This is a genomic window from Thioclava sp. NG1 (genome assembly GCF_003122275.1).
Taxonomy (GTDB): Bacteria; Pseudomonadota; Alphaproteobacteria; order Rhodobacterales; family Rhodobacteraceae; genus Thioclava; species Thioclava nitratireducens.
The window spans coordinates 39322-53738 of the sequence record NZ_QFBB01000007.1 but is presented as its reverse complement, the minus strand read 5'-3'; the positions used below and the strand labels follow the sequence as shown (position 1 = coordinate 53738).

The window sequence follows — 14417 nt, the reverse complement described above, 5'->3', positions numbered from 1 at the left end:
CGCCGGCTTTGCGCAAAAAATGGGCAAATTCGCGGATCGTGTCGCTAGTGCCACAATCAAGGCCTGCCACTAGATGTAGTCAGGGCCGGAATCGGCAATTTGGAGGGATGGTCGGGGCGGCGAGATTCGAACTCACGACCTTCTGTACCCAAAACAGACGCGCTACCAGGCTGCGCTACGCCCCGACGCCCTCTCCTTACAAAGAGGTTCGGCACAAGAAAAGGGTCATTCGCAGGGAAATGCGGCTTGTGCCGGATCGACGCTGGGATGCGCAAGCTCCGCACCCGGCGCGATCCCGTAGCGCGCGGCCATCCCGGCATTGATCTCGAGCACGTAGCGTACCGGCGCGCCGGAGGGAATCGGCGTGTCGTCATTGGGAGTGGTGTTCGCCGCGACCTTCACCACGCGCCCTGCCGGATCGATGAAAACCATATCGAGTGGCAGCGGCGTGTCGTGCATCCAGAAGGCGACCTCGCGCGGGCGGTCATAGATGAAGAGCATCCCTGCCCCCGCGTCCATCTCGCGCCGACCCATCAAGCCCTGCGCACGCTCTGCACTGTCATCGGCAATCTCGATGGTGAAATTCACCAACTGGCCATCCGTGCGCAGAATCGCGAGATCGTCGCGGCATTGCGCTCCGTCCGCCGCGGCGATGCCCGGCGCCAAACTCAGAAGAAGGGCGGCGCTCAGCGCCCGGATTTCAAACCAGCATCCCATGCGAGCACCTGTGCCGCCATCCGCCCCCTCTTGCCTTCGATCACCCGTAGGCACACCGCTTCGCCGGGGCTGAGATCGGCGAAGCCCGACCGACGCAGAACTTCCATGTGAATGAAAATATCCTCTTCGTTTTCGAAGATGTTGGCAAAGCCGAATCCCTTGGCCTTTTCAAACCACTTCACCCGCGCCGGTTCCAGCGGCAGGGCCGCGATATCGTCGAAACTGTTGTCACCCAAATCTTCGATCGGCGCGACGGGCTCGCCTTCCGGGGGTAAAATCTCCAAGACCTCGACCGCCTGCGCGCCGCGCGGGGTCAGCTGCATCTGGACACGAATCCGTGCGCGGTCAGCAATCGAGCCCTGGCCGAAATTGCGAAGCACATTCGCGTGTAGAAGGATATCCGGCCCCCCTTCGCCATCGACGATGAAGCCGAACCCTTTGACTGGGTCAAACCATTTAACGGTGCCGGTGACTTCGCGAGGCTCGGCCTCCGACTCCCCCAGCATCTTCCATCCCGTTTGCATACTTCGGGCTTTCCTGTTCGCATTTCCGCCCGCACCTCACTCAGGAGATGCGGTATTCACGCGACACTTCAAGAGAATTCTCAAAGTTTCAAGACCCTATGCAATTCACGAAGCGCGAGTTTCAGGGGTTTAGGCGGGTCACTTCCCACGCATCGGCAAGGGTTTGCCGGCTCCAACGGAAACGATCGTGAAGGCGAAATGCGCCGTCCGCCCAAAATTCCAACTCCAAGGGCTTGATTCTGAACCCTCCCCAGAAAGGCGGTCGTTCCGGATTTGTGCCATGACCCGCGGTCACCTTCGCGACCTCCGCCATCAGCGCGCTGCGCGAGCTCAGCGGCTCACTTTGTCGCGAGGCCCAGGCCCCGAGACGCGATTTCAAGGAGCGCGACTTGTAATAGACATCGGCCTGCGGCCCTTCCTCGCGTTCAACCATACCGCGAACCCGAATCTGGCGGCGCAATGACTTCCAATGCATCACGAAAGCAGCTTTTCCGGCGCTCTCGATCTCCTGCGCCTTCACCGATCCGTAGTTGGTGTAGAAGACGAACGCCCCGCCCGAGGGCATGTCGCGCCCCTCTATTTCCTTGAGGAGAACCATGCGCGCATTGGGCATCCCGTCCGGATCGACCGTCGCCAGCGCTATCGCATTGGGATCGTTGATCTCGGTCTCTTCGGCTTCGCTCAGCCAAGCCTGCGCGATCGCGAATGGATCGTCGCCCGCGAAAATTCCGGTTCTGTCACTCATACTCGCCTCCAGTCTGGCCCGTCGCATGGCACACCGTGCCCAACGCTCCGATCGGCAACACGATCCACACGATCATGCTTGACCGGAGGTCAGTAGCCTTGATGCGTCTTCACCTTTCGCCTAAAGCATTCGGACTTACCAGAGCGAAGCGGGGGACAACCTGACATGTCGAACAACCTGATGGCGGGCAAACGCGGGCTGATCATGGGCCTTGCGAATGACAAATCCATCGCCTGGGGCATCGCCAAGGCCCTCGCGGATGCGGGAGCGGAACTCGCCTTCTCGTTCCAGGGCGAGGCGCTCAAGAAGCGCGTGGGACCGCTGGCCGAACAGCTCGGCTCCGAGATCCTCGTCGAATGCGACGTCGCCAACGGCGACTCGATCAAGAGCCTTTTCGAGACGCTGCGCACGCATTGGGACAGCATCGATTTCGTCGTCCACGCGATCGGTTTCTCCGACAAGTCGGAGCTGCGCGGGCGCTATGTCGACACCTCGCGCGACAACTTCAAAACCACGATGGACATCTCGGTCTATTCCTTCACAGCAGTGTGCAAGGAAGCTGCTGCGATGATGAACGAGGGCGGCTCGCTGCTCACGCTGACCTATTACGGTGCCGAGCAGGTCATGCCGCATTACAACGTGATGGGCGTGGCGAAAGCGGCGCTGGAAGCCAGCGTGATGTATATCGCAGAGGACCTCGGCAAGGACGGAATCCGCTGCAACGCGATCTCCGCCGGTCCGATCAAGACGCTCGCGGCTTCGGGCATCGGCGATTTCCGCTACATCATGAAGTGGAACGAGCTGAACTCGCCGCTGCGCCGCAACGTGACGCAGGAAGAGGTCGGCAAGGCCGCGCTCTACCTGCTCTCCGATCTCGGCTCCGGCACCACCGGCGAGACGTTGCATGTCGACGCGGGCTATCACGTCGTGGGCATGAAAGCGGTCGACGCGCCCGATATCGACGTGGTCACCAAGCGGAAGGAATGAGATGACCCTCGCGGCCCTCACCGCGATCTATTTCGTGCATCTGGCCGCGGCGATGTCGCCGGGGCCAGCTGTGCTGCTGGCCGCGCGCACGGGACTGCGCGACGGGTTCCAGCGCGGCATCTGGCTCGCACTCGGGATCGGCTTGGGCGCGGTTATCTGGGCGGCGGCGGCGCTGTTCGGTCTCGCCCTCGTCTTCAAGATCGCCCCTGCCCTGCTTACCACTCTGAAAATCGCCGGCGCGGCCTATCTGCTGTGGCTCGCATACAAGATGTGGCGCCATGCGGACGATCCGATGGACGATGAGATCCCCGACCTGCCCCGCACCCGCTCGGCTCCGCGTCTGATCTGGCTCGGCATCTCGACCCAGCTCGCCAACCCGAAACCCGCCGTATTCTTCGGCACCGTCTTCCTGACCTTCATCCCGCCCTCGGCGCCCGCATGGGCCTATGCCGCGATCCTCGGCATCGTGATGTTCAACGATGCGGGATGGAACGTCATCGTCGCGCGGATATTCTCGCTCGAGAAGACGCGCGCGGCCTATCTGAACCTGAAAACCGTGATCGAGCGCTGCTTCGGCGGCCTGCTGGCGCTGCTCGGTCTGAAACTCGCTCTGAGCTGAGGAGACCCCGATGTCCGATCGTCTGCCGCATGAAAAAGGCTTCCACGTCAGCTGGGACCAAATCCACCGGGATGCCCGTGCGCTGGCATGGCGTCTCGACGGCAAGGGGCCGGGCGACGGCAGCTGGCGCGCCGTGGTAGGCATCACCCGTGGCGGCCTCGTTCCGGCGGCGATCGTCGCGCGCGAACTGGACATCCGCACGGTCGATACGATCTCGGTCAAAAGCTACAACCATCAGGAACAACGCGAAGCGCAGGTCATCAAGCCCACGCAGGAGAGCCTGATGGAAAACGGCGGCGAAGGCGTGCTGATCGTTGACGACCTCGTGGATACCGGCAACACGCTGAAGCTGGTGCGCGACCTCTTCCCGAAGGCGCAATTCGCGACCGTCTACGCCAAGCCGATGGGCGCACCGCTGGTCGACACCTTCATCACCGAAGTCAGCCAGGACACTTGGATCTTCTTCCCCTGGGACATGGCGCTGCAATATGTGCAACCCTATCGCGGCACGGACTGATCAGTGCGGTTCGGCGCACCCGGAACCCCTCTCGGGCGGTTCCTGCACTGGCTTTTCGAGGTCAGCCTGATCATCAAGGCGATCTTCGAGATTGCGGAAACGCTGTCCGGCCTCGCGCTTCTCGGGCTGCCGAAGAATGCGGTCTTCGACGCCGCGCATTGGCTGACCGCGCGCGAGCTGCGCGAGGATCCCAATGACCGCATCGCCAATGCGTTCCTCAACGCGGCCCATCACTTCTCGATCCAGACTCAGGATTTCTACGGCTTCTACTTCACCAGCCACGGCTTGCTGAAGCTGGTCGTGGTGATCCTGCTGATCCGCGGACTGATCTGGGCCTACCCGATGGCGATCGTGATGATGACCGGCTTCGTGGCCTACCAGATGTATCTCTACAGTCTGAACCATGGCGCGGGCATGCTGGCGCTGACGGTGCTGGATCTCGTGGTCATCGCGCTGACCCTACGCGAGTGGTATGTGCGGCACAGCTTCGCATGGCGCAACCACCATGAGGGACGCAGCTAGGGCGCGCTGCCCCCTTCTCTGCCTCCGTTTGCGCCTCACCCCCGAGATATTCCCGACAAGAGGAAGCGCAGCCCCCATCTTCTCGATCCAAATATCCCTGCCGGAGGCTCCCGCCTCTTGCCAAGCGCGCGGCGCTCTGCTGATCTCGCGCCGATCAGCCAAGAGGACCTTCATGCCCCATCCGCTCAACCCCGCCCTCGCCGCCACCTTCTCGCCCCCGGTCATGGAGGCGCGGCGCTGGCTCGACGGGGTCGAGTTCACCGCCGATCGCCCGCTGATCAATGTCTCGCAGGCAGCCCCCGTCGATCCGCCGCCCGAGGCGCTGCGCCAAGCCATCGCCGAGGCCGCGCTGAACGATCCGCAGGCGCATCTCTACGGCCCCGTTCTGGGCCTTCCCGATCTGCGCGCGGAACTCGCGCATCAATGGTCGCTGGCCTATGGCGGAGAGGTCGCGGCGCGTCAGGTCGCGATCACCCAAGGCTGCAATCAGGCGTTCTGCGCGACGCTGGCCACGCTCGCAGGCCCGGGCGACGAGGTGATCCTGCCGACGCCTTGGTATTTCAATCACAAGATGTGGCTCGACATGGCGGGCGTGCACACGGTGCCGCTCGCCCCCGGCGCGGGGCTACTGCCCGATCCCGAGGAGGCCGCCGCGAAGATCACCGGCAAGACCCGGGCGATCGTGCTCGTCTCGCCCAACAACCCGGGCGGGGCGGAATATCCGGCCGAGCTGCTGCGCGCCTTCGCCGATCTGGCCAAGCGTCACAAGCTCGCGCTAATCGTGGACGAGACCTATCGCGACTTCGACTCGCGCAATGGAGCTCCGCATGACCTGTTCTCCGATCCCGACTGGCCGGACTATTTCATTCATCTCTATTCCTTCTCGAAAGCCTATCGCCTGACGGGGCATCGCGTCGGCGCCATCGTCGCAGGCGAGGCGCGCCTCGCAGAAGTGGAGAAATTTCTCGACACGGTGGCCATCTGCCCCTCGCAGCTTGGTCAGATGGCAGCGCTGTGGGGGATGGTCCACCTGTCGCAATGGGTCGCGGGCGAGCGCGAGGAAATCCTGCGCCGCCGCACCGCGATGGAGGCGGCCTTCGCCGATCTGGAAGGCTGGAAGATGCTGGGCTGCGGCGCCTATTTCGCCTATGTCACCCATCCCGATCCGCGCCCCTCTCCTGATTTCGCGCAGGCTCTGGTGCGCGAGGCGGGCGTGTTGATGCTGCCCGGCACGATGTTCATGCCGCAGGGCGCAAACGGAGCCGCGCAGCAGATGCGGATCGCCTTCGCCAATGTCGACAGTGACGGGATCGCGGCGCTGCGCGACCGGCTGGCGAGCCTCGCGCGCAGCTAGCCTTGCAGGCCAGTAATCAAAGCCCTAAACAGCGCCAAAAGACAATTCCCGAGGAGGACCCCCGATGAAGATGCGCAGCCACGGCAAGAGTGTCGTCGTCTGGATCTTGCTGGCCATGCTGATCCTTGGTCTCGGCGGTTTCGGGCTACGCAGCTTCTCCGGTTCGGCCAAGTCGGTCGGCGCGGTCGGCGAGACCAAGATCACCGTGGACGATTACGCTCGCGCGCTGCGTCAGGAAATGCAGCAGCGCTCGCAGCAGCTTGGCCAGGCGGTGACGATGGCGCAGATGAAGGCGTCGGGCGCGGACCAGCGGGTGCTGGGCAAGCTGATCGGTCAGGCCGCGATCGGTGAGGGCGCGCGGCGTCTTGGCGTCTCGGTCGGCGACAAGCAGCTGCAGCAGAAGATCTACGACATCCCGGCCTTCCAGAACGCCTCGGGCAAGTTCGACCGCGAGACCTACAAGTTCGCGCTGCGCCAGCAAGGCTATTCCGAGCAGCAATTCGAAGCGCAGCTGCGCGACGATCTCGCCCGCTCGATCATTCAGGGCGCAGTCGCGGGCGGCGTGGATGCCCCCAAGCCCGTCGTGGATGCCTATACGCAATATGTCGGCGAGAAGCGCGGCTTCACTTGGGCGGAAGTGACGGAGAGCGATCTGACCAAGGCGATCCCGGATCCGACGGACGAGCAGCTCAAAACCTATTACAACGACCATATCGACCAGTTCACCGCGCCCGAGACGCGTGACATCACCTATGCCTGGCTGACGCCTGAGATGCTGGCCGACAAGGTGAAGATCGACGACGCCACGCTGAAGGCCGAATACGAGCGTCGGATCGACGAGTTCAAGCAGCCCGAGAAGCGCCTCGTGGAGCGTCTCGTCTATTCCGACATGGATGCCGCGAAAGCCGCTAAAGCGAAGCTGGACGGCGGCGCGACCTTTGCCGATCTTGCGAAGGATCGCGGCCTGACGCTGGACGATGCCGATCTGGGCGACGTGACTCGCGACGATCTGGGCAAGGCCGCCGACGCGGTCTTCTCGGCCGAAAACAACACCGTGGTCGGCCCCGTCGAGACCGATCTGGGCCCGGCGCTGTTCAAGGTGAACGGCATCATCGATGCACAGGAGACCTCGTTCGCCGACGCGCGCGACGAACTGGCGGGCGATGCCGAGGCCGAGAAGGCGCGCAACGAGATCGGCAAGATGAGTGAAAACCTGCAGGACCGTCTGGCCGGAGGCGCGACTCTGGAGGAGATGGCCAAGGAAACCGACATGGAGCTTGGCCAGATCGGTTTCACCGCCGACAGCACCGACGGCATCGCGGGCTATGACGAATTCCGCAAGGCGGCGAACGAGGCGACGACCGACGCCTATCCCGAGCTGCAGACCCTGTCGGATGGCGGCGTCTTCGCGTTGCGCCTGAACAAGATCGTGCCGCCCCAGCCCAAGCCCTTCGACGAGGTGAAGGGCGACGTGGCCGATGCGTGGCGCGCCGATCAGGTCGTGCAGGCGGAAGAGGCCCGCGCCAAGGAGATCGTCTCTGCGGTCGAGGGCGGCAAGTCGTTGGGCGAGACCGGCGTGCTGACCACCAAGGTGGCGAGCATCGGGCGCGGCGGCTATTCCGACGAACTGCCGCCGCCCGTGGTCTCGAAGGTCTTCAAGACCGAACCGGGCAAGCCGGCGCAGATCACCGCCAGCGGCAAGGTCTATGTCTTCGTCACCGACAAGGTCATCCCGGCGGATATGGAAGATGCTGACACCAAGCTGATCTCGGGTCAGATCGGCAAACAGCTGTCGAACTCGCTGGCCAATGACCTGCTCAATTTCTACGCGACCGCCGTGGAGTCGGAGGCCGGGCTCGATCTCGACAGCCAGACCGTGACCGCGGTGCAGTCGCAGATGCAGTAAGGAGGCCCGTCGTGGTCGCTCTCTCCCCCTCTTTCGAGGCGTTCGAGGAACGCTGGGCCAAGGGTGAAAATCAGTTGGTCTACGCCCGGCTCGCGGCCGATCTGGACACGCCCGTCTCGCTGATGCTCAAGCTCGCCGAGGCGCAGCCGAATTCCTTCATGCTGGAATCGGTGACCGGTGGCGAGGTGCGCGGACGCTACTCGATCGTCGGCATGAAGCCTGACGTGATCTGGGAGTGCCGGGGCGAACAGGCGCGGATCAACCGCTCGGCGCGCTTCGACGAGGCATGGGAAGATCTTCCGGGCCACCCGTTCGATAGCCTGCGGGCGCTGATCGCGGAGAGTCGCATCGACATGCCCGACGATCTGCCTGCCGCGGCGGCGGGTCTGTTCGGCTATCTCGGCTATGACACGATCCGGCTGGTGGAGAAGCTGCCGAACGTGAACCCCGATCCGTTGGGCGTACCCGACGCGATGCTGCTGCGCCCGTCGGTCGTGGCCGTACTCGACGGGGTGAAGGGCGACGTGATCATCTGCGCGCCGGCCTTCCGGTCGGCCGGTCTGTCGGCGCGCGCCGCGTATGCGCAGGCCGCCGAGCGCGTCTCGGATGCGCTGCGCGATCTCGACCGCACGCCGGTCGAGAGCCGGGATCTGGGCGAGAGCCTGCAGGTCGGCGAGATGCGCTCGAACTTCACCAAGGAGGGCTACATGTCCGCCGTGGAGACCGCGAAGGATTACATCCGCGCGGGAGACATCTTCCAAGTGGTTCCGGCGCAGCGCTGGTCGGCGCATTTTCCGCTGCCGCCCTTCGCGCTTTACCGCAGCTTGCGACGCACGAACCCCTCCCCCTTCATGTTCTTCCTGAACTTCGGAGGCTTCCAGATCGTGGGCGCGTCGCCTGAAATCCTCGTGCGGGTCCGCGAGGGCGAGGTGACGATCCGCCCGATCGCGGGCACCCGCCCGCGCGGGGCTACCCCTGCCGAGGACAAGGCGCTGGAAGAAGATCTGCTGGCCGACAAGAAGGAGCTGGCCGAGCACCTGATGCTGCTCGATCTCGGTCGCAACGATGTCGGCCGCGTCTCGAAGATCGGCTCCGTGCACCCGACCGAGAAGTTCATCATCGAGCGATACAGCCACGTCATGCATATCGTCTCGAACGTGGTGGGCGAGCTCAGCGACGATCAGGACGCGCTCTCGGCGCTGCTGGCCGGTCTGCCCGCGGGCACTGTCTCGGGCGCGCCCAAGGTTCGCGCAATGGAAATCATCGACGAGCTGGAGCCTGAGAAGCGCGGCATTTATGGCGGTGGCGTGGGCTATTTCGCGGCCAATGGCGAGATGGACATGTGCATCGCGCTGCGCACGGCGGTGGTGAAGGACAAGACGCTCTACATTCAGGCGGGCGGCGGCGTGGTCTATGACAGCGACCCCGAGGCGGAATGGCAGGAGACGGTCAATAAGTCCAAAGCGCTGCGCAAGGCCGCCGAGGATGCGGGGCTGTTCGTGGCGACACGCGGCAACGGCTGAGCACCGTCACCACAGGCGAAAAGAGAGAAACGCGGCCTTACTGGCCCGCGTTTTCCATTTTCGGCTCGGTCTCCGGGGCGGGCGCAGCTTGCGTCACGGTATCAAGTGCGAGCGCCGAGACCGGGGTGAGCGTCACCTTGTCCTGCGCGTCAACATACCAATCCTCGATCCCCTGGAACGACTCCGGCCAAGCGGACAGCATTACCACTACCGAGCCATTGCGCTCTGCTTCGAAATCGGCGCGCGCCAGCATCCGCGAGATCACGGCAGCCTTCTCGCGCCCGTCATCGATCACGCGCCAGACCTGCGCGCGCGGCAGATCGGCGGAGATCGCGATCTGGTTGGCGCTGTCGAACCCCTTCTTCTGCGTGACCACGCCCAGCCCGCTGCGCCCGAGCGCCGAGACCATCTGACGCGCGAGCGGACGGTTGTTCTGGAACTGCGGCTCCGGCGGCTCCACGACGGCGACGGCCTCGGGGATCACGTGACGCCACGCCTCGAGCGCCACCTCGACATCCTCGGGGGCGGCATTGGCGGGCAGACCGGACGCAAGGATCGCGACCTCGAACCCCGCCGCGCGGAAGGCTTTGGCATCTTCGGCAGCGCCGTCCCGGGTTGGATCGATCGCGATGGTCATCGGCAGATCGCTCGCCGTGATCGTCGCCGGATCGAGCCCGCCCTTCGCCACGCCCGGATCGATCAGAACCAGCGAAATCTCCGGCTTGTCGCCGGCTGGCGCGGGGGCTGCGAATTTCTCGATCGGGCTCAGGTCAGCCGCATCGACCTGCGCGGTCCCCGGCGCATCCTGCGCGCCGCCGCCGTTAGGTCCGTCCCCGAGGGAGGGCGGCGTCGAAGGCGTCACCTGCGGCAAGCGATCCACCACGACGCCGGGCGCTGATTTGAACCCGCTCGCGGGCTTGCCCGGCATCGAGGGCGCATCCTGCAACGAGAAGATGCGCGGCTTGGTCGGCACCGCATCCCCGCCTTGCGGGAGGGCGCGCCCAGCGGGCAGGTCCGGGCTTGCCGATGGGTCGGTCGAAATCTCGGGTTTATCCGCCTGCGCGGTGTCGATCCCCTCCCCTTCGGACGGCAACCGATCAGGTGCGGGCATGTCCGCCAAGGACGGAGTCGTTTGGGGCTCCGCTTTGGGGGGCGTCAGTTTGGCCCCGGGCAGTGCGGGCATATCGGTCGCGATGACAGCCGTATTCCCCTGATCGGCGGGCGGCGCTGCTTTCTCGGGCGCTTCGGGCGGCTGCAAGCTCACCTCCGGCAAGGCGGGCATCTCGGCTGCGGGCGCATTTTCTGCAGTCATATCCGGCTGCGCCTCGCGGGCGGCGGGCGTCGTCGCAGGTGTGTCCACTGTCGGCGCGCTCATCGCCGACGCGACATTCGGGGCTTCCGGCGATGTCTCGCGCGCAGGCGCGGGCTCGATCACCGGCGCAACCTCGGGTGCGGTGTCGGGCGCAGGCGCACCTTGCAGAGCGGAAGGCGGGGCGCTGTCCGGTTGCGCGCCCGCCTCCGGCGCGACCGGCGCGGCGAGCGCCACTGTCTCGCCTTGCGCTTCGGGACGCGGCTCGGCCATGTCGGTCGACATCTCGGGGCGCGCGGCGCTTTGAATTTCGTCGGCACTGGGCGGCGCGAGGCTTGGCTGCGGCTCTGACACGCGGGGCGCCCGGGTCGGTGCCGAGAGCGGCGCCCCGTCCGGGGTCGGCATCGCGGGCGTTCGATCGGTCGCCGGACGCGAGAAATCGGAGCCCGCGGGCAAGTCCACATTCGCGGGTTCTTCGGGCGTCGGGCTTCCGGCGAGCTTGATCTCCGCGCCGGGCTCTTTCGGGGCCGGGAAGATCAACGACATCACCGCCGTGCCGAAAACCGCGACCAGCAGACCGGCCAGCCCGCCCTTCATCACAGATCGCATCATTGCCTGCCTCCATCTTCACCGCTCTTGATACGCGGCTTTTCCCGGGGACTGCCCTTGACCCCGGCCCTTCGCTGATAGCATCTATAGCCCGACCCGATCCCCGGTTCACCCCCCTTGATAGGCGCATCCGCGCCTGACCGCATCGGGGACGCCGGGGGCCAACAAACGAAAGGGCCCGGCCATGCTGCTGCTCATCGATAATTATGACAGCTTCACCTACAATTTGGTGCACTATTTTGGCGAGCTGGGCGCCGATGTGAAGGTCTGGCGTAACGACGCGCTGAACGTTCAGGACGCGATGGGCATGGGTGCCGAGGCGATCGTACTCTCGCCCGGGCCTTGCGATCCCGATCAAGCCGGCATCTGCCTGCCGCTGGTGATGGCCGCGGCCGAGGCCAAGCTGCCGCTGTTCGGCGTCTGTCTGGGGCATCAGACCATCGGTCAGGCCTTCGGCGGGAAAGTCGTGCGCGCCTCCGAGATCGTGCATGGCAAGATGGGCGAGATCCGCCACGAGGGCAAAGGCTGCTTCAAGGGCCTGCCCTCTCCGCTGAAAGCCACGCGCTACCACTCGCTGATCGTGGAGCGCGAGAGCCTGCCCGACTGCCTCGAGATCACCGCCGAGCTGGATGACGGCACGATCATGGGGCTGCGCCATCGCGAGTTGCCGATCGAGGGCGTGCAGTTCCACCCGGAATCCATCGCCTCCGAGCATGGCCACGCGATGCTGAAGAATTTCCTGACAGAGGCAGGCGTCAGCCTGAAGGTGCCCGCATGAGCCAGCCCATGAGCGAAGCGATGAAGCCGCTGATCTACTCGGCCTCCGAAGGGCCGCTGAGCCGCGCGCAGGCGGAGATGGCCTTCGAAATCCTGTTCAACGGCGAAGCTTCTCCCGCGCAGGTCGGCGGCTTGTTGATGGCGCTGAGGGCGCGCGGGGAATCCGTGTCGGAATATGCCGCTGCCGCCGCCGCGATGCGCGCGAAATGCGTGCCGGTCAAAGCCCCCGAAGGCGCAATCGACATCGTCGGGACCGGCGGCGACGGGATGCACACGCTCAACATCTCGACGGCTGCGGCCTTCGTCGTGGCGGGCGCGGGCGTTCCGGTCGCAAAGCATGGCAACCGCGCGGCCTCGTCGAAATCGGGCACGGCGGATGTGCAGTCCGAGCTCGGCATTGACGTGATGGCGGGGCCGGAGGCGACAGAGCGCGGTCTGGCCGAGGCGAATATCGGCTTCATGATGGCGCAGATCCACCACCCCGCGATGCGTCATGTCGGGTCGGTGCGTCAGGAGTTGGGCTGCAAGACGATCTTCAACATCCTCGGCCCGCTGACCAACCCCGCAGGCGTGAAGCGACAGCTGACCGGGGCCTTCGCGCCCGACCTGATCTTCCCGATGGCCGAGACGTTGCAGATGCTCGGCTCCGAGAAGGCATGGCTTGTCCATGGCTCGGACGGCACCGACGAGATCACCATCTGCGGCACGACCGAAGTCGCCGCGCTGGAAAACGGCCGGATCGAGTCGATCCAGATCCACCCCGAGGATGCAGGGTTGCCCGTCCATCGCTTCCGCGATCTGATCGGCGGCACCGCAGCCGAGAACGCCGCCGCCCTGCGCGCACTGCTCGAGGGGGAGCCCTCGGCCTATCGCGACGCGGTGATCTTCAACGCCGCCGCCGCGCTCGTCGTGGCCGACAAGGTCTCGGACCTGAAATCCGGGGCGGAAATGGCGGCCGAGAGCATCGACAGCGGAAAGGCCAAGACCGCTCTGGAAACGCTGGCCCGCATCACGCAGGAGGTCGCCGGATGAGCACGATCCTCGACAAGATCAAGGCCTACAAGCTTGAAGAGATCAAAGCGGCCAAAGCCGCCCGCCCGCTGAGCGAGGTTGAAGCTCAGGCCATGGCGCAGGCGCCCACGCGCGGTTTTGCCAACGCCCTGACCGCGAAGGCGGAAACGGGCTACGGGCTGATCGCCGAGATCAAGAAGGCCTCGCCGTCCAAAGGACTGATCCGCCCCGATTTCGACCCGCCCACGCTGGCCAAAGCCTATGAGCAAGGCGGTGCTGCCTGCCTATCGGTGCTGACCGATACGCCGTCTTTTCAGGGCGCGCCGGAGTTCCTGAGTGCGGCGCGCGCGGCCTGCTCGCTGCCCGCGCTGCGCAAGGATTTCCTCTATGACACCTATCAGGTCGCGGAGGCCCGCGCCTGGGGCGCCGATTGCATCCTGATCATCATGGCTTCGGTCGAGGATGATCTTGCGGCTGAGCTGGAAGACGCAGCCTTTGGTTGGGGCATGGATGTGCTGGTCGAAGTGCATGACATGGAAGAGACCGAACGCGCGCTCAAACACCTGAGGTCGCCGCTTCTGGGCGTGAACAACCGCAACCTGAAGACCTTCGAGGTCACGCTCGACGTGACCCGCGAACTTGCACCGAGCATCCTCGCCGAGGGCCGCGATCTGGTCTGCGAAAGCGGCATCTTCACCCGCGACGACATGGCCGCGATGGCCGAGGTCGGCGCGCGCCGCTTCCTGATCGGTGAAAGCCTGATGCGGCAGGACGATGTCGCGGGCGCCACCCGGACGCTTCTGGAGGTCGCATGAGTCTGTCGCATTTCGACAAGGACGGTCAGGCCCATATGGTCGACGTCTCCGATAAGGACGTGACCGACCGCATCGCCGTGGCCGAGGGGCGCGTGGTGATGCTGCCCGAGACGCTGGATTATGTCCTGAAGGGCACCGCGAAGAAGGGCGACGTTCTGGGCATCGCGCGGATCGCGGGCATCATGGCCGCGAAGAAGACCTCCGATCTGATCCCGCTCTGTCACCCGCTGCCGATCACCAAGGTCACGCTCGATCTGGAACCTGACGAGGCGCTGCCCGGTGTACGCATCCGCGCCACCGTGAAAACCTCGGGGCAGACCGGCGTCGAGATGGAGGCGCTGACCGCCGTGTCGGCGGCGGCGCTGACGGTCTATGACATGCTCAAGGCGGTCGAGAAATCCATGCAGATCGAGGGTATCCGCGTCGTGCTGAAAGACGGCGGGAAATCCGGCAAATACGAGGCTGAAGGGAGCGCAACATGA

Annotated in this window: 15 protein-coding genes and 1 tRNA gene; 11 read left to right on the top strand and 5 right to left on the bottom strand. The window is 64.9% G+C overall.

Annotation, left to right across the window (positions count from 1 at the left end; all coding sequences use genetic code 11):
* Positions 1 to 108: 108 nt before the first annotated feature.
* The 4 genes from DEM26_RS14315 to pdxH form a co-directional block, all read right to left on the bottom strand.
* Positions 109 to 185, bottom strand: a tRNA-Pro gene (locus tag DEM26_RS14315).
* A 40-nt stretch (positions 186 to 225) separates the two neighbouring features.
* Entirely contained in the window at positions 226 to 717 is a 492-nt protein-coding gene (locus DEM26_RS14310) for a DUF192 domain-containing protein (RefSeq protein ID WP_109172682.1), read from the bottom strand.
* Positions 687 to 1223: a cold-shock protein gene (locus DEM26_RS14305; protein ID WP_075775745.1), complete on the bottom strand. Its 537-nt coding sequence runs from the start codon at positions 1221 to 1223 to the stop codon at positions 687 to 689. The genes DEM26_RS14310 and DEM26_RS14305 overlap by 31 nt, the downstream gene beginning before the upstream one ends.
* Before the next feature lie 139 nt (positions 1224 to 1362).
* Entirely contained in the window at positions 1363 to 1986 is a 624-nt protein-coding gene (gene pdxH / locus DEM26_RS14300) for a pyridoxamine 5'-phosphate oxidase (protein ID WP_088720183.1), read from the bottom strand.
* Positions 1987 to 2151: 165 nt separating this feature from the next.
* Here pdxH and fabI point away from each other — a divergent pair, with 165 nt between their 5' ends.
* The 7 genes from fabI (at position 2152) to trpE (ending at position 9414) form a co-directional block, all read left to right on the top strand.
* The gene (gene fabI, locus DEM26_RS14295; protein ID WP_075775648.1) at positions 2152 to 2973 is read left to right on the top strand and encodes an enoyl-ACP reductase FabI; all 822 of its coding nucleotides are present in this window, start codon (positions 2152 to 2154) and stop codon (positions 2971 to 2973) included.
* 1 nt (position 2974) lies between these two features.
* A complete protein-coding gene (locus DEM26_RS14290; RefSeq protein ID WP_075775649.1) occupies positions 2975 to 3592 on the top strand; it encodes a LysE family translocator in 618 nt (205 codons plus the stop codon).
* A gap of 10 nt (positions 3593 to 3602) precedes the next feature.
* The gene (gene gpt, locus DEM26_RS14285) at positions 3603 to 4109 is read left to right on the top strand and encodes a xanthine phosphoribosyltransferase (RefSeq protein ID WP_075775650.1); all 507 of its coding nucleotides are present in this window, start codon (positions 3603 to 3605) and stop codon (positions 4107 to 4109) included.
* A 3-nt stretch (positions 4110 to 4112) separates the two neighbouring features.
* The gene (locus tag DEM26_RS14280) at positions 4113 to 4631 is read left to right on the top strand and encodes a DUF2127 domain-containing protein (protein WP_075775651.1); all 519 of its coding nucleotides are present in this window, start codon (positions 4113 to 4115) and stop codon (positions 4629 to 4631) included.
* 172 nt (positions 4632 to 4803) lie between these two features.
* Entirely contained in the window at positions 4804 to 5985 is a 1182-nt protein-coding gene (locus DEM26_RS14275) for an aminotransferase (protein WP_088720182.1), read from the top strand.
* 64 nt (positions 5986 to 6049) lie between these two features.
* A complete protein-coding gene (locus DEM26_RS14270) occupies positions 6050 to 7891 on the top strand; it encodes a peptidylprolyl isomerase (protein WP_109172681.1) in 1842 nt (613 codons plus the stop codon).
* 11 nt (positions 7892 to 7902) lie between these two features.
* Positions 7903 to 9414, top strand: a complete 1512-nt coding sequence (gene trpE, locus DEM26_RS14265) for an anthranilate synthase component I (protein WP_109172680.1) — start codon at positions 7903 to 7905, stop codon at positions 9412 to 9414.
* Between the two features lie 37 nt (positions 9415 to 9451).
* Here the strand turns inward: trpE and DEM26_RS14260 are convergent, their stop codons facing one another.
* Positions 9452 to 11335, bottom strand: a complete 1884-nt coding sequence (locus DEM26_RS14260; RefSeq protein WP_109172679.1) for a divergent polysaccharide deacetylase family protein — start codon at positions 11333 to 11335, stop codon at positions 9452 to 9454.
* A gap of 181 nt (positions 11336 to 11516) precedes the next feature.
* Here DEM26_RS14260 and DEM26_RS14255 point away from each other — a divergent pair, with 181 nt between their 5' ends.
* Genes DEM26_RS14255 through moaC form a run of 4 tightly spaced genes read left to right on the top strand, consistent with a single transcriptional unit; the run spans position 11517 to position 14417 of the window.
* Complete coding sequence (locus DEM26_RS14255) at positions 11517 to 12110, top strand: anthranilate synthase component II (protein WP_075775655.1); 594 nt, start codon at positions 11517 to 11519, stop codon at positions 12108 to 12110.
* An 8-nt stretch (positions 12111 to 12118) separates the two neighbouring features.
* Entirely contained in the window at positions 12119 to 13141 is a 1023-nt protein-coding gene (trpD, locus tag DEM26_RS14250; RefSeq protein ID WP_075775656.1) for an anthranilate phosphoribosyltransferase, read from the top strand.
* Positions 13138 to 13935 (top strand): indole-3-glycerol phosphate synthase TrpC, encoded by a 798-nt coding sequence (trpC, locus tag DEM26_RS14245; protein WP_109172678.1) that lies wholly within the window; start codon positions 13138 to 13140, stop codon positions 13933 to 13935. Before trpD ends, trpC begins: the two co-directional genes overlap by 4 nt.
* The gene (moaC, locus tag DEM26_RS14240; protein ID WP_075775658.1) at positions 13932 to 14417 is read left to right on the top strand and encodes a cyclic pyranopterin monophosphate synthase MoaC; all 486 of its coding nucleotides are present in this window, start codon (positions 13932 to 13934) and stop codon (positions 14415 to 14417) included. The genes trpC and moaC overlap by 4 nt, the downstream gene beginning before the upstream one ends.

Excerpts from the sequence above, each read along its gene's own strand:
- DEM26_RS14310 (WP_109172682.1), bottom strand. The coding sequence starts at position 717 with ATGGGATGCTGGTTTGAAATCCGGGCGCTGAGCGCCGCCCTTCTTCTG.
- DEM26_RS14305 (WP_075775745.1), bottom strand. The coding sequence starts at position 1,223 with ATGCTGGGGGAGTCGGAGGCCGAGCCTCGCGAAGTCACCGGCACCGTT.
- pdxH (WP_088720183.1), bottom strand. The coding sequence starts at position 1,986 with ATGAGTGACAGAACCGGAATTTTCGCGGGCGACGATCCATTCGCGATC.
- fabI (WP_075775648.1), top strand. The coding sequence starts at position 2,152 with ATGTCGAACAACCTGATGGCGGGCAAACGCGGGCTGATCATGGGCCTT.
- DEM26_RS14290 (WP_075775649.1), top strand. The coding sequence starts at position 2,975 with ATGACCCTCGCGGCCCTCACCGCGATCTATTTCGTGCATCTGGCCGCG.
- gpt (WP_075775650.1), top strand. The coding sequence starts at position 3,603 with ATGTCCGATCGTCTGCCGCATGAAAAAGGCTTCCACGTCAGCTGGGAC.
- DEM26_RS14275 (WP_088720182.1), top strand. The coding sequence starts at position 4,804 with ATGCCCCATCCGCTCAACCCCGCCCTCGCCGCCACCTTCTCGCCCCCG.
- DEM26_RS14270 (WP_109172681.1), top strand. The coding sequence starts at position 6,050 with ATGAAGATGCGCAGCCACGGCAAGAGTGTCGTCGTCTGGATCTTGCTG.
- DEM26_RS14260 (WP_109172679.1), bottom strand. The coding sequence starts at position 11,335 with ATGATGCGATCTGTGATGAAGGGCGGGCTGGCCGGTCTGCTGGTCGCG.
- DEM26_RS14255 (WP_075775655.1), top strand. The coding sequence starts at position 11,517 with ATGCTGCTGCTCATCGATAATTATGACAGCTTCACCTACAATTTGGTG.
- trpD (WP_075775656.1), top strand. The coding sequence starts at position 12,119 with ATGAGCGAAGCGATGAAGCCGCTGATCTACTCGGCCTCCGAAGGGCCG.
- trpC (WP_109172678.1), top strand. The coding sequence starts at position 13,138 with ATGAGCACGATCCTCGACAAGATCAAGGCCTACAAGCTTGAAGAGATC.
- moaC (WP_075775658.1), top strand. The coding sequence starts at position 13,932 with ATGAGTCTGTCGCATTTCGACAAGGACGGTCAGGCCCATATGGTCGAC.